The organism is Streptomyces radicis (assembly GCF_003626575.1).
Taxonomy (GTDB): domain Bacteria; phylum Actinomycetota; class Actinomycetes; order Streptomycetales; family Streptomycetaceae; genus Streptomyces; species Streptomyces radicis.
This window is the reverse complement of the sequence record NZ_RBDY01000010.1, coordinates 160,588-183,044: the sequence shown is the minus strand read 5'-3', so window position 1 is coordinate 183,044 and position 22,457 is coordinate 160,588. Positions and strand designations below refer to the sequence as shown.

At 74.0% G+C, this 22,457-nt stretch carries 21 protein-coding genes; 6 read left to right on the top strand and 15 right to left on the bottom strand.

The genetic code is table 11. The features are described from left to right. Nucleotides 1-125: 125 nt before the first annotated feature. The 3 genes from D7318_RS16105 to D7318_RS16095 are packed head-to-tail and all read right to left on the bottom strand — an operon-like array spanning nucleotide 126 to nucleotide 2,985. Nucleotides 126-1,316 carry a dipeptidase gene (locus D7318_RS16105; protein ID WP_120697799.1) on the bottom strand — a complete coding sequence of 397 codons (1,191 nt, stop codon included), beginning with the start codon at nucleotides 1,314-1,316 and terminating at the stop codon, nucleotides 126-128. Further along, on the bottom strand, nucleotides 1,313-1,840 hold the full coding sequence (gene purE, locus D7318_RS16100) for a 5-(carboxyamino)imidazole ribonucleotide mutase (RefSeq protein ID WP_120697798.1): 528 nt from the start codon (nucleotides 1,838-1,840) through the stop codon (nucleotides 1,313-1,315). Before purE ends, D7318_RS16105 begins: the two co-directional genes overlap by 4 nt. Further along, nucleotides 1,837-2,985, bottom strand: a complete 1,149-nt coding sequence (locus tag D7318_RS16095) for a 5-(carboxyamino)imidazole ribonucleotide synthase (protein WP_120697797.1) — start codon at nucleotides 2,983-2,985, stop codon at nucleotides 1,837-1,839. The genes purE and D7318_RS16095 overlap by 4 nt, the downstream gene beginning before the upstream one ends. Before the next feature lie 164 nt (nucleotides 2,986-3,149). Here D7318_RS16095 and D7318_RS16090 point away from each other — a divergent pair, with 164 nt between their 5' ends. Next, nucleotides 3,150-3,668 (top strand): GtrA family protein, encoded by a 519-nt coding sequence (locus D7318_RS16090; protein ID WP_120697852.1) that lies wholly within the window; start codon nucleotides 3,150-3,152, stop codon nucleotides 3,666-3,668. Here D7318_RS16090 and D7318_RS16085 read toward each other — a convergent pair. From D7318_RS16085 to D7318_RS16070, 4 genes are all read right to left on the bottom strand, one after another. After that, nucleotides 3,631-4,884 carry an ATP-binding protein gene (locus D7318_RS16085; protein WP_120697796.1) on the bottom strand — a complete coding sequence of 418 codons (1,254 nt, stop codon included), beginning with the start codon at nucleotides 4,882-4,884 and terminating at the stop codon, nucleotides 3,631-3,633. The two genes, D7318_RS16090 and D7318_RS16085, sit on opposite strands and share 38 nt — an antisense overlap. A 16-nt stretch (nucleotides 4,885-4,900) precedes the next feature. Then, nucleotides 4,901-5,578, bottom strand: a complete 678-nt coding sequence (locus D7318_RS16080) for a response regulator transcription factor (protein WP_120697795.1) — start codon at nucleotides 5,576-5,578, stop codon at nucleotides 4,901-4,903. A 76-nt stretch (nucleotides 5,579-5,654) separates the two neighbouring features. Further along, nucleotides 5,655-6,239, bottom strand: a complete 585-nt coding sequence (locus tag D7318_RS16075; protein WP_408055495.1) for an ATP-binding protein — start codon at nucleotides 6,237-6,239, stop codon at nucleotides 5,655-5,657. A gap of 190 nt (nucleotides 6,240-6,429) precedes the next feature. After that, entirely contained in the window at nucleotides 6,430-6,810 is a 381-nt protein-coding gene (locus D7318_RS16070) for an STAS domain-containing protein (RefSeq protein WP_120697793.1), read from the bottom strand. Between the two features lie 251 nt (nucleotides 6,811-7,061). On the opposite strand from D7318_RS16070, the gene D7318_RS16065 reads away from it, so the two are divergent. Further along, complete coding sequence (locus tag D7318_RS16065; RefSeq protein ID WP_120697792.1) at nucleotides 7,062-7,967, top strand: RNA polymerase sigma factor SigF; 906 nt, start codon at nucleotides 7,062-7,064, stop codon at nucleotides 7,965-7,967. Between the two features lie 91 nt (nucleotides 7,968-8,058). Here the strand turns inward: D7318_RS16065 and D7318_RS16060 are convergent, their stop codons facing one another. After that, nucleotides 8,059-8,778, bottom strand: coding sequence for a TetR/AcrR family transcriptional regulator (locus tag D7318_RS16060; protein ID WP_120697791.1), 720 nt, complete (start codon nucleotides 8,776-8,778; stop codon nucleotides 8,059-8,061). Between the two features lie 134 nt (nucleotides 8,779-8,912). On the opposite strand from D7318_RS16060, the gene D7318_RS16055 reads away from it, so the two are divergent. After that, on the top strand, nucleotides 8,913-9,881 hold the full coding sequence (locus D7318_RS16055; protein ID WP_120697790.1) for a zinc-binding dehydrogenase: 969 nt from the start codon (nucleotides 8,913-8,915) through the stop codon (nucleotides 9,879-9,881). Between the two features lie 89 nt (nucleotides 9,882-9,970). After that, nucleotides 9,971-10,699 (top strand): MOSC domain-containing protein, encoded by a 729-nt coding sequence (locus tag D7318_RS16050; RefSeq protein WP_120697851.1) that lies wholly within the window; start codon nucleotides 9,971-9,973, stop codon nucleotides 10,697-10,699. Nucleotides 10,700-10,769: 70 nt separating this feature from the next. Here D7318_RS16050 and D7318_RS16045 read toward each other — a convergent pair whose 3' ends face one another. The 5 genes from D7318_RS16045 to hutU form a co-directional block, all read right to left on the bottom strand. Next, nucleotides 10,770-12,143, bottom strand: coding sequence for an MFS transporter (locus D7318_RS16045; protein ID WP_120697789.1), 1,374 nt, complete (start codon nucleotides 12,141-12,143; stop codon nucleotides 10,770-10,772). A gap of 53 nt (nucleotides 12,144-12,196) precedes the next feature. Continuing rightward, the gene (gene hutI / locus D7318_RS16040; protein ID WP_120697788.1) at nucleotides 12,197-13,447 is read right to left on the bottom strand and encodes an imidazolonepropionase; all 1,251 of its coding nucleotides are present in this window, start codon (nucleotides 13,445-13,447) and stop codon (nucleotides 12,197-12,199) included. A 10-nt stretch (nucleotides 13,448-13,457) separates the two neighbouring features. Beyond that, nucleotides 13,458-14,810 carry a formimidoylglutamate deiminase gene (locus D7318_RS16035; RefSeq protein ID WP_120697787.1) on the bottom strand — a complete coding sequence of 451 codons (1,353 nt, stop codon included), beginning with the start codon at nucleotides 14,808-14,810 and terminating at the stop codon, nucleotides 13,458-13,460. Beyond that, nucleotides 14,801-15,997, bottom strand: coding sequence for an allantoate amidohydrolase (locus tag D7318_RS16030; protein WP_120697850.1), 1,197 nt, complete (start codon nucleotides 15,995-15,997; stop codon nucleotides 14,801-14,803). The genes D7318_RS16035 and D7318_RS16030 overlap by 10 nt, the downstream gene beginning before the upstream one ends. A gap of 63 nt (nucleotides 15,998-16,060) precedes the next feature. Continuing rightward, the gene (gene hutU / locus D7318_RS16025) at nucleotides 16,061-17,719 is read right to left on the bottom strand and encodes a urocanate hydratase (protein WP_120697786.1); all 1,659 of its coding nucleotides are present in this window, start codon (nucleotides 17,717-17,719) and stop codon (nucleotides 16,061-16,063) included. Nucleotides 17,720-17,848: 129 nt separating this feature from the next. Here hutU and D7318_RS16020 point away from each other — a divergent pair, with 129 nt between their 5' ends. Further along, the gene (locus D7318_RS16020; protein ID WP_120697785.1) at nucleotides 17,849-19,147 is read left to right on the top strand and encodes a type III PLP-dependent enzyme domain-containing protein; all 1,299 of its coding nucleotides are present in this window, start codon (nucleotides 17,849-17,851) and stop codon (nucleotides 19,145-19,147) included. A gap of 189 nt (nucleotides 19,148-19,336) precedes the next feature. Here the strand turns inward: D7318_RS16020 and D7318_RS16015 are convergent, their stop codons facing one another. Continuing rightward, nucleotides 19,337-20,191: a MurR/RpiR family transcriptional regulator gene (locus tag D7318_RS16015; protein WP_120697784.1), complete on the bottom strand. Its 855-nt coding sequence runs from the start codon at nucleotides 20,189-20,191 to the stop codon at nucleotides 19,337-19,339. A 76-nt stretch (nucleotides 20,192-20,267) separates the two neighbouring features. Here D7318_RS16015 and D7318_RS16010 point away from each other — a divergent pair, with 76 nt between their 5' ends. Next, entirely contained in the window at nucleotides 20,268-20,705 is a 438-nt protein-coding gene (locus D7318_RS16010; RefSeq protein WP_120697783.1) for a hypothetical protein, read from the top strand. 330 nt (nucleotides 20,706-21,035) lie between these two features. Here D7318_RS16010 and D7318_RS16005 read toward each other — a convergent pair whose 3' ends face one another. Beyond that, on the bottom strand, nucleotides 21,036-22,418 hold the full coding sequence (locus D7318_RS16005) for a cystathionine beta-synthase (protein ID WP_120697782.1): 1,383 nt from the start codon (nucleotides 22,416-22,418) through the stop codon (nucleotides 21,036-21,038). Between the last annotated feature and the right edge of the window lie 39 nt (nucleotides 22,419-22,457).

Below are 22,457 nucleotides of genomic sequence, written 5' to 3'. Positions count from 1 at the left end.
CGCGCGGGGCGGACGGGCGGCGACGCCCCCGAGTGAGGTCGGTCACCAGCCCGTGCCGCCTCGGCGTTATCCACCTTGATGAGCCAATTGCCCGAATCGCCCGTTCTGGGGTTCCCGAGGGGCCGTCAGGCGGCGTCGAGCTCCTCGATCGTCGCGAGCGACGGGCCACGCCGCGCGGACAGGTCGCGGGACACGGCCTCCGCGTCGCGCAGCACGCGCACGGCGTTCCCCCAGGTCAGCTTGGACAGGTCGGCGCGCGACCAGCCCCGGTCGAGCAGCTCGGCGATCAGCCGGGGATAGCCGGACACGTCCTCGAGCCCGTCGGGTAGGAACGCCGTGCCGTCGTAGTCCCCACCCAGGCCGATGTGGTCGACGCCCGCGACCTCGCGCATGTGGTCCAGGTGGTCCGCGACGGTCGACACCGTGGCGCGCGGGCGCGGGTGCTCGGCCTCGAACTCCGCGAGCAGCCGCAGCGCGGGCTCGGTGTGGTCGAGCGCGTGGCGGCCATGGGCCTCCAGGTGGGCCGCCGCGCGCTTGTCCCACGCCGACGCCTCGGGCAGCACGAAGGAGGGCACGAACGTGGCCATCGCCACCCCGCCGTTGCCCGGCAGCAGCGCCAGCACGTCGTCGGGGATGTTGCGCGGGTGGTCGCACACGGCGCGCGCGGAGGAGTGCGAGAAGATCAGGGGCGCCTCGGTCACCGCGAGCGCCCCGCGCATGGTCGAGGGCGCCACATGGGAGAGGTCGACAAGCATCCCGACGCGGTTCATCTCGCGGACCACCTCCTCACCGAACGCGGAAAGGCCGCCGTGGCGCGGCTCGTCGGTCGCGGAGTCGGCCCAGTCGATCGTGTCGTTGTGCGTCAGCGTCATGTAGCGGACGCCGAGCAGGTGGAACGCGCGGAGCGTGCCGAGTGAGTTGGCGATGGAGTGCCCGCCCTCGGCGCCCATGAGCGACGCGATACGGCCATCGGCGCGCGCGGCCTCCATGTCGTCGGCGGTCAGCGCGGGCCGCAGCTCCGAGGGGTAGCGCTCAGCGAGCCTGCGCGCCATGTCGATCTGCTCGAGGCACGCGCTCACCGCGGCCTCCCCCGCCAGGTCGGCGCGCACATAGACCGACCAGAACTGCGCCCCCACCCCGCCCGCGCGCAGCCGCGGCAGGTCGGTGTGCAGATGGGCGCTCTGGTCGGTCGCGATGTCGCGCCGGTCGAGGTCGTAGCGCACCTGCTGGCGCAGCGCCCACGGCAGGTCGTTGTGCCCGTCGACCACGGGGTGCTCGGCGAGCAGCTCACGGGCGCGGGCGAGGGAGTCGGTCATGCCCTGGCCTCCTCGCGCTGCGTCAGGGTGGCGCGCAGCCTGCGGCCCTTCTCGACGGCCTGCTCCTTGAGCCGGTCCTGGAACGCGGTCATCGCCTCGCGCAGCGCCGCGTCGTGCGCGGCCAGGGTGCGGACGGCGAGCAGCCCGGCGTTCCGCGCGCCGCCGACCGAGACGGTCGCGACGGGCACGCCCGCGGGCATCTGCACGATGGAGAGCAGCGAGTCCATGCCGTCCAGGTGCGCCAGCGGCACCGGGACGCCGATGACCGGCAGCGGCGTCAACGACGCGATCATGCCGGGGAGATGGGCCGCTCCCCCGGCGCCCGCGATGATCACCTTGAGCCCGCGCCCCGCGGCCTCCTCGGCGTAGCCGACCATCTCGTGCGGCATGCGGTGCGCGGAGACCACGTCGGCCTCGAACGGTACGGCGAACTCCTCGAGGGCCTCGGCGGCGCCGCGCATCACGGGCCAGTCGGAGTCGGAGCCCATGACGATGCCGACCAGGGGCGGCGCGGGGCTGTTCATTCGTCGATCGTCCCTCTGAGGTAGTCGGCGGCGTGCCGGGCCCGCTCGATGACATCGGGCAGGTCGTCGCCGTAGGTGGTGACATGGCCGACCTTGCGGCCGGGCTTCACGTCCTTGCCGTACATGTGGATCTTGAGCCCCGGGTCGCGGGCCATGCAGTGCAGATACGCGGGGTACATGTCGGGGAAGTCGCCGCCCAGGACGTTGGCCATCACGGTCCAGGGGGCGCGCGGGCGCGGGTCGCCGAGCGGCAGGTCGAGCACGGCCCGCAGGTGGTTGGCGAACTGCGAGGTGGCGGCGCCGTCCTGGGTCCAGTGCCCGGAGTTGTGCGGGCGCATGGCCAGCTCGTTGACCAGGATCCGCCCGTCGGCCGCCTCGAACAGCTCCACCGCGAGATGGCCCACGACGCCGAGCTCGCCCGCGACGCGCAGCGCGAGCTCCTGGGCGTGCGTGGCGCGCGCCGCCGGCAGGTCGGGCGCCGGGGCGATCACGGTGTCGCACACGCCGTCCACCTGGCGGGACTCCACGACGGGGTAGGCGACGGCCTGGCCGTGCGGGGAGCGGACGACGTTCGCGGCCAGCTCGCGGACGAAGTCGACCTTCTCCTCGGCGAGCACCGGCACCCCGGCCAGGAACGGCGCGGCGACGTCGGCGGCCTCAGCGGCGGACCGCACGACCCACACGCCCTTGCCGTCGTAGCCGCCGCGCGTCGTCTTGAGCACCACGGGGAAGCCGCCCACCTCGGCGGCGAACCGCGCCACGTCGGCCGGGTCGCGCACGATCCGGTGGCGGGGGCAGGGGATGCCGAGCGCGCCGAGCCGGGCGCGCATCACGCCCTTGTCCTGGGCGTGCACCAGGGCGTCGGGGCCCGGCCTGACGGGGATGCCCTCGGCCTCGAGCGCCCGCAGATGCTCGGTCGGCACATGTTCGTGATCGAACGTGATCACATCGCACCCTCGGGCGAACGCACGCAGCGTCGCGAGATCGCGGTGGTCGCCGACGACCACGTCGCCCGCCACGAGTGCCGCCGAATCCTGCGGGGTGTCGCTGAGCAGCCGGAACCTGATGCCGAGCGGGATGCCCGCCTCGTGCGTCATCCGGGCGAGCTGACCGCCTCCGACCATGCCGACCACGGGAAATGTCACACAGCCAGCGTATCGGGCGCGTTCGGACACCGGCCCGGCGCCCGGAACCGGCCGCCTCCCCCGTACGTCCCTCGGGGAGTGACAGCGGTGGGATGACCGCGGTGGAAGGGGTTCCTTGGACAGCGGCTCGGCCCGCCGCGGGGCGGCTCGTTAGCATGGCGACCATGAGCGACCGGCGCACGCTCCGCGACCGCCTGCGCGGCATCGCCCAGGAGGCCGCGAAGTTCGGCACCGTGGGCGCGTTCGGCTTCCTCGTGAACGTGGTGGTCTTCAACCTGTGCGCGCACGTCGCCGACCTCGCGCCGCTGCGCGCGGGCGTGATCGCGACCTCCGCGGCGATCTGCACGAACTACCTCGGCAACCGCCACTGGACCTACCGGCACCGCGACAAGACGGGGCGCAGCAGGGAGGCGGGCCTGTTCCTGCTGTTCTCGTGCGTCGGCATGGTGATCGAGAACGGCGCGCTCGCCCTGTCGCACTACGGCCTCGGCTTCACCTCGCCCCTGGCGGACAACCTCGCGAAGAACGTCATCGGCCTGGGCATCGGCTCCCTCTTCCGCTTCTGGTCCTACCGCACGTGGGTCTTCCGCACGGTCACCCCGCCCGCGGCGGCCCCGGAGGACGAGACCGCGTCGGTGGCCGCGCTCACACCCCGGCGGGAGGCTGCTCCGCCTCGCGGCTGAGGAAGATCGCGAACACCGGGGGCCGCTGCTGGAGGAGCTCGAGGCGGCCGCCGTCCGCCTCCGCCAGGTCGCGGGCGACGGCCAGGCCGAGGCCCGTGGAGTTGTGGCCGCTGACCGTGCGCTCGAAGACGCGGGAGCCCAGCTCGCCCGGCACGCCGGGGCCGTTGTCCGTGACCTCGACGACCACCTGGTTCCCCGTGGTCCTGGTGCGCAGGGCGACCGTTCCCGCGCCGTGCATCAGGGAGTTCTCGACGAGGCACGCGAGCACCTGCGAGACCGCGCCTGGGGTGCCGACCGCGCGCAGGCCCTGCTTGCCCGAGTGGACGATGACGCGCTCGGCGCTGCGGTAGGCGGGGCGCCACTCCTCGACCTGCTGGATCACGATCTCGTCCAGGTCGAAGCCCACCGCCGAACCCAGCCTGGGATCACGGGAGTTGGTGAGCAGCCGCTGCACCACGTCGGTCAGCCGCTCCACCTGCGCGAGCGCGATGGCCGCCTCCTCCTTGACCGTCTCGCGGTCCTGGGTGGCGATGATCTCCTCCAGGCGCATCGACAGCGCCGTCAGCGGCGTGCGCAGCTGGTGGGAGGCGTCGGCGGCCAGCCGCCGCTCCGCGGTGAGCATGCGCGCGATCCGCTCGGCGCTCGCGTCGAGCACGTCGGCGACCCGGTCGAGCTCGGGAACGCCGTAACGCCGGTGGCGCGGGCGCGGATCGCCCGAGCCCAGCCGTTCCGCCGTCTCGGCCAGGTCGGTCAGCGGCGCGGACACCCGGCGCGCCTGCCGCACCGCGAGCAGCGCCGCGGCGGCGACGGCCAGCAGGGAGACCACCAGGATGATCACCAGCATCCGGTTGATCTCGTCGTCGACCTCGCTCCTCGCCTGCTCGACGGTGATCGTCTCGCCGTGCGCGCCGGTCGCATCGGCCGCGAGCGTGGCGCCGTCGTGGCGGCGGCCCAGGGTGACGTCGGGGGCGTCGGGGAGGTCGATGCGGACGAAGCGGTCCGCGGGCGCCGAGGCGCGCAGCTCGGCCTCGGTGACCGGCTCGCCCGAGGCGATGCGGCTCTCCACGTCGGCGAGCACGCGCGCCACCTCGGCCTCGAGGCGGTCGCGGGCGCTCGACTCGATCGTGCGCGTCTCGACCGCGAAGAGGGAGAGCCCGAAGACGGCGATGACCACGAGCACCACGGCCAGCGTGGAGTTGATCAGGCGGCGCCGCACGCCTCCCCGCCCCCCGTCAGCTCTTCTCGAACCGGAATCCCACGCCCCGGACCGTCGCGATGTACCGGGGGTTGGCCGCGTCGTCCCCGAGTTTCTTGCGCAGCCAGGAGATGTGCATGTCCAGGGTCTTGGTGGACGACCACCACGTGGTGTCCCACACCTCGCGCATCAGCTGCTCGCGCGTGACCACGCGGCCCGCGTCGCGCACCAGCACGCGCAGCAGGTCGAACTCCTTGGCGGTCAGGTGCAGCTCGTCCTCGCCCATCCAGGCGCGGTGCGACTCGACGTCGATGCGGATGCCGTGCACGGCGGGCGCCGGGACGCTCTCCACGGAGCCGCGGCGCAGCAGGGCCCGCACCCTGGCCAGCAGCTCGGCCAGCCGGAACGGCTTGGTGACGTAGTCGTCGGCGCCCGCGTCCAGGCCCACCACGGTGTCCACCTCGTCGGCGCGGGCGGTCAGCACCAGCACCGGCAGCCCGAGCCCCTCGGTGCGCAGCCTGCGGCAGACCTCGAGGCCGTCCATGCCCGGCAGCCCCAGGTCGAGCACCACGAGGTCGACGTCGCCCCGCAGCCCGGCCCGCAGCGCTCCTGGACCGTCCTCCCTGACCTCGACCTCGTATCCCTCGCGTCGCAGCGCCCGGGCCAGAGGCTCCGAGATGGACGCGTCGTCCTCGGCGAGCAGTACTCGGGTCATGCGCTGATGGTAGACGGCAACGGGGGGCGCGTTCCGGTCAGTCGCCGAAGGGTCGGTCGAAGGGTCGGTCGAACGGTCAGTCGCCCGTGGGCGCGGCCAGCTCGGCCCACACGGTCTTGCCCCCGGTGGCGGGCTCGGTGACCACGCCCCAGTCGAGGCACAGCCGCTGCACGATGAACATGCCGTGCCCGCCGGGGCGTCCCACGCGGCGCGTGGTGCGCAGCGCGGGGATCCCGGCGCCGCGGTCGGCGACCTCCACGCGCAGCAGCTTGGCGCCGCGCCCCAGGCGCAGCTCGTCGGGGCCCTCGGCGTGCAGGCAGGCGTTGGTCACCAGCTCGGAGACGACGAGCAGCACGTCCTCGGCGAGGGCGCGCGCCTCCTCGGTGGCGGCGGGGAGCCAGCCCCAGTCCTGTAGCGCGGCGCGCGTGAACTCGCGGGCCCGCGAGACGACCCCGCTCGAGCCCACGAGACGCAATCGGCGCACCTGCTGGATGTGCTCGGCCTCCTGGACGTGCCGCCCTCCCTGGACCGGCCGCTCCTCGTCGTTCCCCATGACGGTGTCGTTCCGTGCGATGTCGTTGCGCGTGATGGCGTCGCCGCGCGTGATGGGGTCGTTGCGCGCCATCGCGGGCGCGGGCGGCTCCGGGCTCTGATCGCCCATGGGAGATGGCCGTGTCACACCCATGCGCGCCTCCCCTCACCGCAGTGCCGCTCCGCCGGCCGGCCCGCCATGACCGTCCCCCGGCCCGGCGTGAGTGGTCTTCTGCCCCTCTGGACGGCGACCACACCCGACCGATCCTGGCAATAGTGTGACCCGGCGGACCCGTTCCGTACAGCGGGCCTCCGACCGGTCAGTCCGTGGGCATGGCCGCGAGGGCCTCCTCCACGCTGCGGTGGACCGTGAAGACGGCCGTGGCGCCCGTGATCTCGAAGATCCTGGCCACGATCGGGCTCATGGCGGCCAGGTGGACCTGCCCGCCCGCGGCCTCCGCGTCCAGGCGCGTGGCCAGCAGCACGTTGAGGCCCGTGGAGTCGCAGAACGCGAGCCCCGAGCAGTCGATGAGGATGCGCGGGCAGCCCTCGGCGACGCACTGTCCCAGGACCTCACGCAAGGCGTCGGCGGAATGGTGATCGAGCTCACCCACGGGGGCGACCACCGCGCCCGAGCCGACGCGCCGCACCTCGACCGTCAACGAACGCCGGTTCGCGTCCTCCGGCACCGCACGGTCCATGCAGCCCCCTCCGAGTCGGAAGCCCGTTCCTGGCCAGGTTCGAAACCTTAGCCCCTGAGGCGACGCCCCAACACCCGAACAAGTCTCGCTTTCCTCCGAATTCGGACGTAAGGGACTTGCCACGGGCGGTGAGTGACCGGTAGGTCTAGAGGACATCGGATGGTTGTCCACCCGGCTTTGGAGGCGCCGCAACACCAACGCACGTACGGCTTCGGCAGCCATATGCCGAGTGAAGAGACGGAGGACACATCATGTCGTCACCGGCCCCCCACATCTCAGAACCGCGTACCGACGCCAGCAAGGCCGACGCGCAGTCCTCCCCCGCCACGCGAGAGTCGGCGGTGGACGACGTGCTCGCGTCGCTGCCCGAGATCCCACCGTTCGACGAGGTGGCGCCGCTGGACGCGCGTGCTCTGTCGAAGAGCCTCTTCGAGCGCCTCGCGGTCCTCGACGAAGGCACTCACGAGTACGCGTATGTACGCAACACCCTGGTCGAGCTGAATCTCGCGCTGGTGAAGTTCGCCGCGTCGCGGTTCCGTTCGCGCAGCGAGCCGATGGAGGACATCGTCCAGGTCGGAACGATCGGTCTGATCAAGGCGATCGACCGCTTCGAGGCCGATCGGGGCGTGGAGTTCCCCACGTTCGCGATGCCGACGATCGTCGGCGAGATCAAGCGTTTCTTCCGCGACACCTCCTGGTCGGTCCGGGTCCCGCGGCGGCTTCAGGAGCTCAGGCTCGACCTGGCGAAGGCCGGGGACGAGCTGGCCCAGAAGCTGGACCGCTCCCCGACCGTCGCCGAGCTCGCCGAGCGGCTGAGCATCAGCGAGGAGGAGGTCGTGGAGGGCATGGCCGCGTCGAACGCGTACACGGCCAGCTCCCTGGACGCGCAGCCGGACGAGGACGAGGCCGAGGGCACCTTGGCCGACCGCATCGGCTACGAGGACCACGGCCTCGAGGGGATCGAGTACATCGAGTCCCTCAAGCCGCTGATCGCGGAGCTGGCGCCGCGCGACCGGAAGATTCTCTCGCTGCGCTTCGTCGCGAACATGACGCAGTCCGAGATCGGCGAGGAGCTTGGCATCTCGCAGATGCACGTCTCCCGGCTGCTGGCCCGCACGCTGGGTCGGCTGCGCCGCGGACTGCTGGTCGAGGAGTAGCCGGGGAGCAGCCGAGGAGCAGGGGCTTCGAACGCCGACGGCCGGTCGCCTTCCCCGCGGGGTGGGGCGGTCGGCCTTCGGCGTTCCTGGGCTACGGCGTTCCGGGGCTACGGCGTTCCGGCGTCCCGGTCCACGACTCCGGCTCGGGCTCGGGCTCGGCGAGGGCCAGGGCGCCGGGGATGGCCTCGAACGCCTCGGTCATCAGGGCGCACAGGGCGTCCCGGTCCGCGCCCTCGGCGCGCCCCGCGCGCCCCGCGCCCTCGGCCGACCAGCGGCCCACGGCCCAGTGCCAGGCGGTGAGCATGATCTCCATCAGGATGAGGTGGCGCAGCCGCGCGGCGCGCCCGTCGTCGCCACGGCAGCCGCGGGCCAGCTGGATGTCGAGCACGCGCTCGGTGACGTCGGCGCAGTGCCGAAGGCTGTGCGCGACCAGCGCGGGGGTGCGGTCGCACAGCGCGCGACTGGCCACGAAGCGCCCCTCCCAGCCCTCGGCCATCCCGCGCACGGAGGCGAACAGGGCCGCCTCGTAGTCCTCGAGGGGCGCGCGGCTCGGCGGGCGGCGCTCGATCTCCGCGACATACGCCGCCCACAGCTCCTTCTCGGGCGCGAGGGCCACGTCCTCCTTGGAGCTGAAGTTCCGGAAGAAGGTGCGCTGCGAGACGTCGACCGCGGCCACCAGCTCGTCGAGCGTGGTCTCGCCGAAGCCCTGCCGCGTGAACAGCCGCAACGCCTCCTCCACCAGCGCGCGCCGCGTGCGCAGCTTCTTCCGCTCGCGCAGCGTCAGGTCGGTGTCACGGGTCGGGGCGGTCATGAGGCGAGTCTATCGACCGCTTTCGCTGGCGAGCAGCATTCGCCAGTTGCCAGCTAACGCCGGTCACTGGCATATTTCTCGGAGCCGGACCGTCGGGGTCAGGCACCGCACCGCACCGCACCGAGGAGCCAGCCATGCGCGCCTGGACCATCGACCACTCCGCCCCCGACCACCTCGCCCTGGCCGAGCACCCGGATCCGGAGCCGGGCCCCGGCCAGGCGTTGATCGAGGTGGCCGCGTTCTCGCTCAACTACGGCGAGGCCGTCGGCGTCGTCCCGCACGGCGAGAACGGCACGGTGCCCGGGTGGGACGCGGCGGGCGTCGTGGTGCGCGCGGCGGCGGACGGCTCGGGACCCGCGGTGGGCACCCGGGTGGTGACGCTGGGGCCGGGGGGCGCGTGGGCGGAGCTGCGCGCCGTTGACACGGACTGGATCGGCACGCTCCCCGAGGGCGTGGACCTGGGGGAGGCCAGCACGCTTCCCGTGGCGGCGGGCTCGGCGCTGCGCGGGCTGCGCCGCCTCGGCCCGATCCTGGGCCGCCGCGTCCTGGTGACGGGCGCGGGCAGCGGCGTGGGGCGTTACACCCTGCAACTGGCCGCGCGCGGCGGGGCGCATGTGATCGCGCTCACCACCGACCCGGCCAAGGAGGAGACGCTGCGCGCGCTGGGCGCGCACGAGGTGGTGGTCGCCGACCGCGGCGCCAGCGGGGGCGCGTGGCTGGTGGAACGCCTCTCCGACGGGCCCGTGCACGGGGTGATCGACATGGTGGGCGGGGCGATCAGGGTGGCGGCGTACCGGACGGTGGCGCCCGGCGGGACGTTGATCGCCATGGGCCACTCGTCGGGGGCCGCCGAGACGTTTCCGCACGGCGACTTCGCGGGGCCGCTCGGCCACGACCGGGCCATCACGTCGTTCTTCCTGCTGCACGACGGGGCGGGGATCGGCGCCGACCTGACGTGGCTCGCCGGGCTGCTCGCGAGCGGCGGCCTTGACGCGGGCGTCGGCTGGCGCGGGCCCTGGACCGGCGGCGCGGAGGCCCTGGCGGCGCTGGCCGAGGGCAAGGTGCCGGGCAAGGCGGTGCTCGATCTGCCCTCGGCCACGTGACGCGCGCCCGAGGGCCACGGAGGGGAATGGGCGTGCGAGGGATGAATAATCATCGCGGTGGGGAGGCCGCGGTGGTTAGTGTGCCCGGCATGGAGCGGATGGTTCTCTCGGTCAATCTCGGCAGGGCGAGCGCCGCGGCGCCGACGGACTCGGCCAGCGGCCTCACCGGCATCGACAAGCGCCCGGCGGAAGGACCCGTGGCGGTCGCCGCCCCAGGGCCCAAGGGGGTGGGGGGCAGCGGTCTCGCGGGGGACGCGGTGTGCGACCTCCGCCACCACGGCGGCGACGACCAGGCGGTCTACGTGTACGCGCGCGAGGACCTCGACCACTGGGGGCGCGCGCTGGGGCGCGAGCTGCCGGGGGGCGTGTTCGGGGAGAACCTCACCACATCGGGCATCGACGTCAACGACACGCGCGTCGGCGAGCGTTGGCGCGTCGGCCCCGACCTGGTGATCGAGGCGAGCAGCTGCCGCGTGCCGTGCCGGACGTTCGCGGACTGGCTGGGCGAGCAGGGCTGGGTGAAGCGTTTCACCAACGAGGCGAGGCCCGGCGGGTACTTCCGCGTGCTCCAGCCCGGCACGATCCGCGCGGGCGACCCGGTGGAGGTGCTGTACCGCCCGGACCACGAGGTGTCGGTGTCCTTCCTGTTCCGCGCGCTCACGACGGCGCCCGAGCTGCGGCCCCGGCTGATCGCGGCGGGCGAGGCGTTGCATGAGGAGGAGCGGGCGCGGGCCGCCACGTGGGCGGCGCAGGCGGGGAGTTCGCCGAGCGCGGCGGCACCGGCCGCGGGGGCCGCGGAGGCGGCGCCGACGGCGTGAGGCGTCCGAGCCGGCCCGAGCCTGGGGATCCCAGTTGACTTCCTCTCCCGCCCAAAGGCGGGAGAGGAAGTCAACTTCCCTCCGGCTGAGCGGGCTGAGTACCCTCCAGGGCCTCGGCGAGCGCGCGGGCGTGCAGGTGGCGGTGGATGTAGAAGGCCAGCCCGACGCTGATCAGCGCCACGGCGAAGAAGGGGGCGCGCAGGGCCGCCTCACGCGAGACCTGCGCCTCGACCAGGGCCACGAGGCCGCCGAGCGCCAGGATGCCGAGCGGCATCGCGCCCCAGCCGAGCAGCCGGTAGACGCTGTTGACCCGGCCCAGCAGATGATCGGGAATGATCGTCTGACGAAGCGAAACGGTCGTCACATTCCAGAGCACCACGCCAAACCCGGTCGCTCCCATAACCGTTCCGACCAGCCAGGCGTTCGACGCGAACCCCGCCACCACATGGGCCACGAGGTCAAGGGCGCACAGCATCAGCAGCGAGCCGGTCGCGCCGATGCGGCGGGTGACCCGGCCCGCCAGCATGCCGCCGAGGAAGCCGCCCACGCCGCCCGCCGACACCAGCAGGGCGAAGCCGAGCGCCCCGAGCCCGAGCACCTCCTGCGCGTACAGCACATAGATGGCCGCGACCCCCGCGCCACCGGCGTTGAACAGGGCCAGCGCGATGGCCAGTCGGCGCAGCACCGGGTTGCGCCAGAGCCAGCGCACGCCCTCGGCGATCTCCGCGCGCATCGAGCGGCGCGCGGGCGCGGCGGCGCCGTTGTCCGCGTCGGCGCCGTTGTCCGCGGGGGCGCTCCGCGCGCGGAACGTGCCCCGCAGGGTCAGCAGCAGCACCGCCGCGACCAGCGCCGTTCCCGCGTCGAACGCGAACGGCACGGCCAGCGCGAGCCCGATCAGCACGCCGCCGAGCGGCCCGGCCAGGAAGTCGTCGGAGACGATCTGGGCGGCCATCAGGCGGCCGTTGGCCTCGGAGAGCCGCTCGCGGGAGACGACGGAGGGCAGCAGCACCTGCGCGGTGTTGTCGAAGAGCACCTCGGCGAAGCCGAGCGCGAGGGCACAGGCGTAGAGGAGCGGCAGGGTCATGGCGTCGAACGCGACGAGCAGCCCGACCGTTCCGACGACGGCCGCGCGCGCCAGGCTCATCGCGAGCAACACCCGCCGCCGGTCGAGCCGGTCGGCCAGGACCCCCGCGGGCAGGCTGAACACCAGCCAGGGCAGCCGCAGGGCCAGGCCCATGAGCGCCACGAGAAAGGCGTCCGTGGTCAGCTCGGTGGCGAGCCAGGGGAAGGCGATGCCGGTGGCGCCCTGGCCGAGGTTGGTGACGGTGGTGGCCGACCACAGCTTCCAGAAGGGCGCGCCGAAGCCGCGTTCGCGCGCCCCCGCCGCCCCGTCTCCGGCCCGCGCTCCGGCCCTGTCCCCGGCCTGATCCTCGGTGTCCGTCATCCCCGCTCCCCTCGGTGCCGCCCGTCGACCCTAAGCCTTCGCCGGGCGGGGCGTCAGGCCACGCGGTGGCCGCCCTGCCAGACGGCGGCGACCAGGGGGACACCGGGGCGGTAGGCGAGATGGCTGGGCGAGGGCGCGTCGAGGAGCGCGAGGTCGGCGCGCGCGCCGGGCGTGAGGTGCCCGATGTCGGCGCGCCGGAGCGCGGCGGCGCCCCCGGCGGTGGCGGACCACAGCGCCTCGTCGGGGGTCATGCCCATCTCGCGGACGGCGACGGCGACGCAGAACGGCATGGAGCTGGTGAACGACGAGCCGGGGTTGCAGTCGGTGGCGAGCGCGACGACGGCGCCCGCGTCGAGCAGGCGGCGCGCGTCGGGGTAGGGGGCGCGGGTGGAGAACTCGCACCCCGGCAGCAGGGTCGCCACCGTGGAGCCCTGGGCGAGGGCGTCCACGTCGGCGTCGGTGAGGTGGGTGCAGTGGTCGGCCGAGGCGGCGCCGAGCTCGACGGCCAGCCGGACGCCGGGACCCGCGGTGAGCTGGTTGGCGTGGACGCGCGGGAGCAGGCCGCGGGCGCGGCCCGCGGTGAGGACGGCGCGCGCCTGGTCGGCGTCGAACGCCCCCTCCTCGCAGAACACGTCGATCCAACGGGCGTGCGGGGCACAGGCGTCGAGCATGGGGCCGGTCACGCGGGCGACATAGGCGTCGGGGGCGGCGGCGTACTCGGCGGGGACGACATGGGCGCCGAGGTAGGTGGTCTCCTCGGCGTGCTCGCGGGCGACGCGCAGCGCCCGGGACTCGTGCTCGGCGGTGAGGCCGTAGCCGGACTTGACCTCGACGGTCGTGGTGCCCTGGCGGCGCATCTCGGTGAGCAACGCGGTGAGGTTGGCGGCCAGTTGGGCGTCGGTGGCCCGGCGGGTCGCGGCGACGGTGGTGCGGATGCCGCCCGCGGTGTAGGGGCGGCCCGACATGCGGGCGTTGAACTCGTCGGTGCGGTCGCCCGCGAACAGCAGGTGGGAGTGGGAGTCGACGAAGCCGGGGATGACCGCCCGCCCGCCCGCGTCATGGTGACTGTCAGTGGGGGGTGTTTCACTGTGGGTACCGATCCAGGCGATGCGGCCGCCGTCGATGACGACGGCCGCGTCGTGGATCAGGCCGAGGGGTCCGGAGCCGAGGGAGGGGTCGTTGGTGACAAGCGTGCCGATGTTGACGATGGCGGTGCTGGCGGTGGGAGCGCTGCTGGTGGGGTCGCCGGTGGGAGCCGTGGCGGGGGTGGTGGTCCCGTGCGCGGTGGCGTGCTGCTCTGGCATGGGGTGGTCCTCACCGGGTGGTCCGCAGCGCGGAGATGGCCTCGCGCAGGGCTTCGGGGATGTCGTGGACGAGCTGGTGGGCGCCGTCCCTGACGATGTGCAGGCCGCCGACGACGGTGTGTCGCACGTCAGCGGCGGTGGCGGCGTACACGGCCGCCTCCAGGGCCATCCGCCGGGGCGGCCCCGCGGTCCTGACGCTGTCGAGGGCGACGGTGGTGAAGTCGGCGAGGGCGTCGGGTTCGAGGCGCCCGGCCTCGGGCCAGCCGAGGGCGGCGTGGCCCTCGTCGGAGGCGGCGCGCAGGAGTTGGCCCGCGGTGAAGTGGCCGCGCGCCCTGGTGCGCAGGCGCTCGTGCTCCTCGACGGCCCTGGCCTCGGCGAGCAGGTCGATCACGGCGTGGCTGTCGCTGCCGACGCACAGCGGGCTGCCCGCGGCGCGCAGCGGCCCCGCGGGCCCGATGCCGTCGGCGAGGTCGCGCTCGGTGGTGGGGCACAGGCACACGGTGGTGGCGCTGCGGCCCAGCAGGGCGATGTCCTCGTCGGTGAGGTGGGTGGCGTGCACGGCGGTGGTGCGCGGGCCCCACACCCCGTGGTCGTTCAGGAGTTGGGTCGGGGTGCGGCCGTGTGCGCGCAGGCAGTCCTCGTTCTCCCTCGGCTGTTCGGAGAGGTGGACGTGCAGGGGCCGCCCCCGCTCCTGGGCGAAGCGGGCGACGGTGGTGAGCGCGTCGGCGGGGACGGCGCGCACGGAGTGGATCGCGGCGCCGAGCCGCGCGGTGGGGCCGCCGCTCAGGGCGTCGGCGCGCTCGGCCCACGCCTCGGCCGTCCCGTCGGAGAAGCGCAGCTGGGTGCCGGAGAGCGGCTCGCCGAATCCCGCGGCCAGATAGCACGTGTCGAGGAGGGTGATCCTGATGCCCGCCGCCGTGGCCGCGGCGACGAGCGCCTTGGCCATGAGGGCCGGGTCGCCGTAGCGGGTGCCGCCGGGGCCGTGGTGCACATAGTGGAACTCACCGACGCAGGTGATCCCCGCCAGCGCCATCTCGGCATAGACGGCGCGGGCGAGCGTGTAGTAGCTGTCCGGCGTCAGCGCGGCGGCCATCTCGTACATCGCGGTGCGCCACGTCCAGAAGGTGCCGCCGCCCACCTGGGTGGCGGAGCGCAGGGCACGGTGGAACGCATGGCTGTGCGCGTTGGCCAGGCCAGGCAGCGTGAGCCCGCGCAGCGTGACCGCGCCGACGGGCGGGGCCGCGGTCCCCGGGCGGACGGCGGTGATGCGGCCCGCGGGCGAGGTGGCGATCAGCACGCCCTGCTCGACGGTGGCGCCCAGCCAGGCGTGTTCGGCCCAGTACGTCTGCGTGGTCAGCGGCACAGCAGGCCCTCCAGCACGTCCGCCAGGGCGCTCACCCCGGCCAGGCAGTCGCCCTCGTCGGCGTGCTCGGCGGGGGCGTGCGAGACCCCGGTCGGGTTCCGCACGTACAGCATGGCCGTGGGGACGGCCCCTGAGAGGATCCCGGCGTCGTGTCCCGCGCCGGTCGGCAGCGCGGGGGCGCCGCCGAGCAGCCGGGCCGCCCGGTCGCGCAGGTCGGCGGCGAAGGTGACGCCCTCGGTGTGGGACTCGCGGGTGACGGCGACGGTGACGCCGTCCCGGCCGCCGCGCTCGGTGGCGGTGGCCTCGATCCCGGCCACCAGGTCGTCGAGGGTCCCGGCGTCGGGGGCGCGGGAGTCGAGCCAGCCGGTGACCAGCGAGGGCACGGCGTTGACGGCCCCGGGGTCGACGGTCACCCTGCCGAAGGTGGCCAGGGCCCCGGCGAGCCTGGCGCGCTTGCGGGCGGCGAGGACGGTATGGGCGTAGGTGAGCATGGGGTCGCGCCGGTCCTCGATGCGGGTGGTCCCCGCGTGGTTGGCCTCGCCGTGGAAGTCGAACCTCCAGCGGCCGTGCGGCCAGATGGCCGAGGCCACCCCGAGGGGCCGTTCGAGGTCGACCAGGGCCCGGCCCTGCTCGATGTGCAGCTCGACGAACGCGCCGATGCGGGCGAGCCGTTCGGGGTCGGGCCCGAGGGCGCCCGGGTCGTGCCCCGCGCGCTCCATCGCGTCGGCGAGGGAGACGCCGTCGGCGTCGGTCAGCGCGCGGGCCCGGTCGGGGGCGAGCAGCCCGCAGCTGAGCCGCGAGCCGACGCAGGCCACTCCGAAGCGCGCGCCCTCCTCGTCGGCGAACGCCACGACGCCGAGCGGCCGGTGCCCCGGGGCCAGGGCGCCCCTGGCCCTGAGGGCGTCGAGCGCGGCGAAGGCGGAGACGACGCCGAGCGGCCCGTCGAACGCCCCGCCGTCCGGCACGGAGTCCAGGTGCGACCCGGTGACCACGGCGTCACCCGCGGCGGGGTCGCCGAGCCAGGCCCACTGGTTGCCGTTGCGGTCGACCTCGTGGGCGAGGCCGCGCGCCCGCGCCTCGTCGGCGAACCAGACGCGCAGCTCACGGTCGACGCCCGTCCAGGCGTAGCGGCGGTATCCCGTGCCGGGCCCACCCGCCCGGCCCACGGACAGCAGGTCCCGCCACATCTCCGCGAACGCCTCGGTCACCGGGTGCCTCCCTCGTCGGTTCGGTCGTGCGCGGCGCGCGGGTCAGCGACGCTCGCGCATCGGGACGCGCACGCCGCGCGCCTCGGCCACGGCCTCCGCCTCCTCGTACCCCGCGTCCACGTGCCGGATGACGCCCATGCCGGGGTCGTTGGTGAGCACCCGCCGGATCTTCTCCCCCGCCAGGACGGTACCGTCGGCGACGGTGACCTGCCCCGCGTGGATCGAGCGGCCCATGCCCACCCCGCCACCGTGGTGGAGGGAGACCCAGGAGGCGCCGGAGGCGACGTTCACCATGGCGTTCAGCAGCGGCCAGTCCGCGATCGCGTCCGAGCCGTCGCGCATGCCCTCGGTCTCGCGGTACGGGGAGGCGACCGAGCCGCAGTCCAGGTGGTCGCGGCCGATCACCACGGGCGCGGCCAGCTCGCCACGGGCCACCATGCCGTTGAAGCGCTCGCCCGCGCGCTCCCGCTCGCCGTATCCGAGCCAGCAGATGCGCGCCGGGAGCCCCTGGAAGCGCACGCGCTCCCCGGCGAGCCTGATCCAGCGGGCCAGCGGCTCGTTGTCGGGGAAGAGGTCGAGCACCGCGCGGTCCGTCGCCGCGATGTCGGCCGGGTCCCCGCTCAGCGCGGCCCAGCGGAAGGGGCCCTTCCCCTCGCAGAAGAGCGGCCTGATGTACGCGGGCACAAAGCCGGGGAAGTCGAACGCCCGGTCGTATCCGGCGAGTTGGGCCTCGCCCCGGATGGAGTTCCCGTAGTCGAATACCTCGGCGCCCGCGTCCTTGAAGCCGACCATGGCCTCCACGTGCCGCGCCATCGACTCCCTGGCCCGCAGGGTGAAGCCCTCGGGGTCGCTGGCCGCGTAGTCCGCCATGTCCTCGAACGGCACGCCCACCGGCAGATACGCCAGCGGGTCGTGCGCGCTCGTCTGGTCGGTCACGATGTCCACGGGCGCGCCGGACGCGAGCAGGCGCGGCACGGCCTCGGCGGCGTTCGCCACGACGCCGACCGAGAGCGCCCTGCGCTCGTCGCGCGCCCGCGCCGCCCTGGCGAGCGCCTCGTCGAGCGAGTCGGCGCGCTCGTCCAGGTAGCCGTGCGCGATGCGGCGCTCCAGCGCCCTGGGGTCGCAGTCGACGCACAGGGCGGCGCCGCCGTTCATGGTCACGGCCAGCGGCTGGGCGCCGCCCATCCCGCCGAGCCCCGCGGTCAGCGTCAGCGTCCCGGCGAGCGAGCCGCCGAAGCGCTTGGCGGCGACGGCGGCGAACGTCTCGTAGGTGCCCTGGAGGATGCCCTGGGTCCCGATGTAGATCCACGATCCCGCGGTCATCTGCCCGTACATCGTGAGCCCAAGGCGTTCCAGCCTGCGGAACTCCTCCCAGGTGGCCCAGTCGCCGACGAGGTTGGAGTTGGCGATCAGCACGCGCGGCGCCCACTCGTGCGTCGTCATCACGCCCACAGGGCGCCCCGACTGGACGAGCATCGTCTCGTCGGGACCCAGCGTCCGCAGCGTGGCGACCATGGCGTCGAACGACCGCCAGTCGCGCGCGGCCCGCCCTGTGCCGCCGTAGACGACCAGCTCGTCGGGGTGCTCGGCGACCTCGGGGTCCAGATTGTTCTTGAGCATCCGCAGCGCCGCCTCCTGCGGCCAGCCGCGGGCGCTGAGCGCGCTCCCCCTCGGCGCGCGGACGGGTCGGGGTCCTGCCATGGCCAGCCTCCCCTGTCTCGGCGGTGGTGGGCTGAATATTCACTCACCTTAGGGCCTGAATAATTTCAGTCAACCACGCCCGGGCAGATCGTCGGACTGTCATGCTTGTCTTAGGGCAGGGTTCTGTCCATGCGACGCGACCTGGCAGTCAGGGCGGCGCTCGAACGCCGCCTGATCACCCCCGACCACCCGGTGGCCGCGCTGCTCGACCTCGACGGGGTCAGAGAAGCGGCCACCGCACTGCACTCGGCCTTCGCCGAGGTGACCGCGCCCGGCCAGCGGGTGCTGCACACGTTCGCCGTGAAGGCGGCCTCGCTCGTCCCGGTGCTGCGGCTGCTCGACGGCTTCGGCATCGGCTGCGAGGTGGCCAGCCCGGGCGAGCTGGCCCTGGCCCGCGCGGCGGGCCTCGCGGCCGACCGCATCGTGCTCGACTCCCCGGCCAAGACGGAGGCGGAGCTGCGCGAGGCGTTGGCCCTCGGCATCGCGCTCAACGCCGACAGCGCGCAGGAGCTGGCCCGCCTCGACGCGCTCATCGCCGACGAGCCGACGTCGGCGCCGCCGCTGGGCCTGCGGATCAACCCCCAGCTCGGCGGCGGCACGATCGACGCGATGAGCACGGCGACGCCCACGGCCAAGTTCGGCGTGGGCCTGCGCGACCCGGGCGCCAGGGAGTGGGTGGTGCGGGCGTTCATCGACCGGCCCTGGCTGACGCGCCTGCACTGCCACGTGGGCTCGCAGGGCATGGCGCTCGAACGGATGGCGGCGGGCGTGCGCGCCCTGTACGAGCTGGCCGAGGAGATCAACGCGGCCGCGGGCACCCGGCGCGTGGACACGCTCGACATCGGCGGCGGGCTGCCGGTGGACTTCGCGTCGGACGAGAGCGCGCCCGCGTTCGCGGAGTACGCGCGGCTGCTGCGGGCGACCGTGCCGGGGCTGTTCGACGGGCGGTACGGGCTGGTCACGGAGTTCGGCCGCGCCCTGCTCGCCAAGTCGGGCCTGGTGCTGGCGCGCGTCGAGTACACGAAAACGACCGGCGGCCGCCCGATCGCGATCACCCACGCGGGCGCGCAGGTCGCGGTGCGCACGGTGTTCGCGCCCGCCTCGTGGCCGCTGCGGGTCGCGGCCTACGACGCGACGGGGGCGCCGAAGCGGGGGCCCGCGGTGCGGCAGGACGTGGCGGGCCCCTGCTGCTTCGCGGGCGACCTGGTCGCCCGCGACCGCGCTCTCCCCGCGCTCGAGCCCGGCGACCTGGTGGCCCTGCTCGACACGGGCGCGTACTACGTCACGACCCCGTTCGGCTACAACGCCCTTCCGCGCCCCGGGATCTACGGCTACCACGCGGAGGAGGCCACCCCCACGACGTTCACCACCCTGCGCCGCCCCCAGACACTGTCCGAGCTGGTCCAGGAGTACGGCGGCGATTGCTGATCGCACCGCGTGCGGCTCAACGCACCGCGTGCGGCGGAGCGGTTCACCGGCGCTCCGCGCCGGTCCTTCCCGCCCACCCGCCCTGGACCGGTGGTCGGCGAAGGCCGCCGGACAACGGCGGCACACGCTGCGGGCCGGGCTTGCGCCCGCTCCCTTCCGGGGCGGAGAACGCCGCGCCAGCGGCACCGCTCAATCCAGGAACAGGCCACGTTCCGTCGCGCGGACGTCGAAGTGGTCGAGGCGGGGCTGGGCGTCCGGCAGGGCGTCGCACAGCGCCTCGAGCACCAGGCGGCTCAGCAGCAGCGGCCCGCAGGCCGTGTCGAACGACAGGGCCGTGCTCACCGGCGCCGAGAGCAGCAGGTCGTCGGGGTGCGCCACGGGCGCCACCGCGCTGTCGGCCACCGTCACCACCCGCAGCCCCGCGCCGCGCGCCGCGTCGAGCGCCTCGCCCACCTCGCGCGGGTGGCGCGGCAGCGCGAAGCACAGCAGCGCGTCCGCGCCCGCCTCGGCCGCCGCCTCGATGCGGTCGATCAGCACCGAGCCACCCGAGTCGAGCAGCCGCACGTCGGGGTGGACCTTGGCCGCGAAGTAGGCGAAGCCGTACGCCTCGGCCGCCGCCGCCCGCAGGCCGAGGACCGGCAGCGGGCGCGAACGGGCGAGCAGCCGCCCGGCCTCGGCGATCCGGTCGGTCAGGTCGGGCTCGGCGAGGGCCGCGGCGAGCCGCCGCAGGTGGTCGATCTCGGCGAGGACGGCCCGCTGGTGGGCGTTGACCGGCTCGGCGGGCTCGGCGACGGCGGCGGCCTTGCCGTTCCGCAGGCGTTCGCGCAGCCGCCGCCGCAGCGCGGGGTAGCCGTCGAAGCCGAGCGCCACCGCGAAGCGGGTCACCGACGGCTGGCTGACCCCGGCCCGCTCGGCCAGCTCGACGCTCGAGAGGAACGGCGCCTCGTCGCCCGCCCGCAGCACGCACTGGGCGATGCGCCGCTGGGTGGGGGTCAGCCGATGCCCCTCGAACAGCGTCGACAGCCGTGCGCTCGCCTCGCTCATCCGGCAGATTCTATGCGCCGGAAATGGGGGGCTACCCCTAGTGTCAAGGGCGCCTGCTACCCGTACGGTGAAGGTCATGACGAGTGGCCGAGACGCCGACCTGAACCAGGACTCCGATCTCAAGCGGGATCTCGAGGCCGCCGTGCAGACTCGCAAGGAGCTGGGCGAGACCTACGAGACGGAGCTCGTGGAGTCCTTCCTGGAGAAAGTGGAGCAGCACATCGACAGCACGGTCGACAAGCGGGTGCGTCGGCAGCTCGCGGAGCAGCAGATGGTGATCGCCCGCGGCGGACGTTCCCCGGGCGGTGACGAGGGCGGCGGCCCCGGGCCCGCGTTCGGCCTGGCCGCGCTGTCGCTCGTGCTCGCGATACCGCTGTCCGCGATCGCCGCCGTGCAGACGGGCCTCGCCGGGCTGCTGATCTGCTGGGGCGGCATCGTCGGGGTGAACGCCTGCTACGCCGGGCGCGACGCGCTGCGCCGCGGCCTGGGGCGGGGCGACCGCGAGGACTGGTGAGCGGACTGGTGACCTGGCCCTGTCCGGGGCGCCGGGAAGAGGTTGGCGGGGACCGCCGCACCCCGGCGCGAGCGCCAGGGGCGGGACGACGGCGGTCCCCGCGGGGACGCGGGCCGGGTCGGGGCCTCGCGTCCGGGCGACCAGGGAGGTCCGGGAGCCGCTCCGGAGGTCTCTGGTGCCGACACCGAGAACTCTGCCGGAGCGGTGTTAACGACGCGTTGCCCGGCCGTGACACTTCAGGATCTCTTACGCCACGTCGCTATTTCTCCCCGCCCGACCAGCGCGACCGGCACGACCCGCGCCCCCCGCACCACGACCCGCGCCCCCGCGTCACTTCTCCCCGGCGAGGAACGCCAGCAGGTCCTGGCGGCTGACGACCCCCGTGGGCTTGCCCTCCACCAGCACCACCGCCGCGTCCGCGCCCTGGAGGACGGCCATCAGGTCGCCGACCGGCTCGCCCGACCCGACATGCGGCAGCGGCGCGCTCATGTGCTTCTCCAACGGGTCGTCCAACGCCGCCCGCTGGGTGAACAGCGCGTCGAGCAGCTCGCGTTCGACCACCGAGCCCACGATCTCGGCGGCCATCACGTCGGGGTGCCCCGCGCCCGGCTTGACCACGGGCATCTGCGAGACGGCGTACTCGCGCAGCACGTCGATCGCCGCGCCGACCGTCTCGTCCGGGTGCATGTGGACGAGCGACGGCATGCCGCCCTCCTTGCGGCGCAGCACGTCCCCGACGCGCGTCTGCGGGCCGCCGTCCTCGAGGAAGCCGTAGTCGGCCATCCACTCGTCGTTGAAGATCTTGCTGAGGTAGCCGCGGCCGCCGTCGGGGAGCAGGACCACCACGACGTCGTCGGGGCCGAGCCGCCGGGCGACGGTGAGCGCGCCGACGACCGCCATGCCGCACGAGCCGCCCACCAGGAGGCCCTCCTCCCTGGCCAGGCGGCGGGTCATGCGGAAGGAGTCCTTGTCGGAGACGGCGACGATCTCGTCGGCGATGTCGGGGTCGTACGCGGTCGGCCAGAAGTCCTCGCCGACGCCCTCGACCAGGTAGGGGCGGCCCGAGCCGCCGGAGTAGACGGAGCCCTCGGGGTCGGCGCCGATGACCTTGACGCGGCCCTCGCTGACCTCCTTGAGGTAGCGCCCCGTCCCGGTGATGGTGCCCCCGGTGCCGACGCCCGCGACGAAGTGGGTGACGCGCCCCTCGGTCTGCCGCCACAGCTCGGGGCCCGTGGTCTCGTAGTGGGACCTGGGGTTGTTCGGGTTGCTGTACTGGTCGGGCTTCCAGGCCCCCGGCGTCTCCCTGACCAGCCGGTCGGAGACGTTGTAGTACGAGTCGGGGTGCTCGGGGTCGACGGCGGTGGGGCAGACGACGACCTCGGCGCCGTAGGCGCGCAGGGTGTTGATCTTGTCGAGGGACACCTTGTCCGGGCAGACGAACACGCAGCGGTAGCCCTTGCGTTGGGCCACGATCGCGAGGCCGACGCCGGTGTTGCCCGACGTGGGCTCCACGATGACGCCACCGGGGCGCAGCTCGCCCGACCGCTCGGCCGCCTCGATCATCCGCAGCGCGATCCGGTCCTTCACGGAACCGCCGGGGTTGAAGTACTCCACCTTGGCCAGCACGGTGGCGGAGATGCCCTCCGTCACCGCCGTGAGCTTGACCAACGGGGTATTGCCGACAAGGTCGATCATCGACTCGTAATACTGCACCTGGTTCTCCGGACCTCAGGGATTCACTGGGGACGGGGT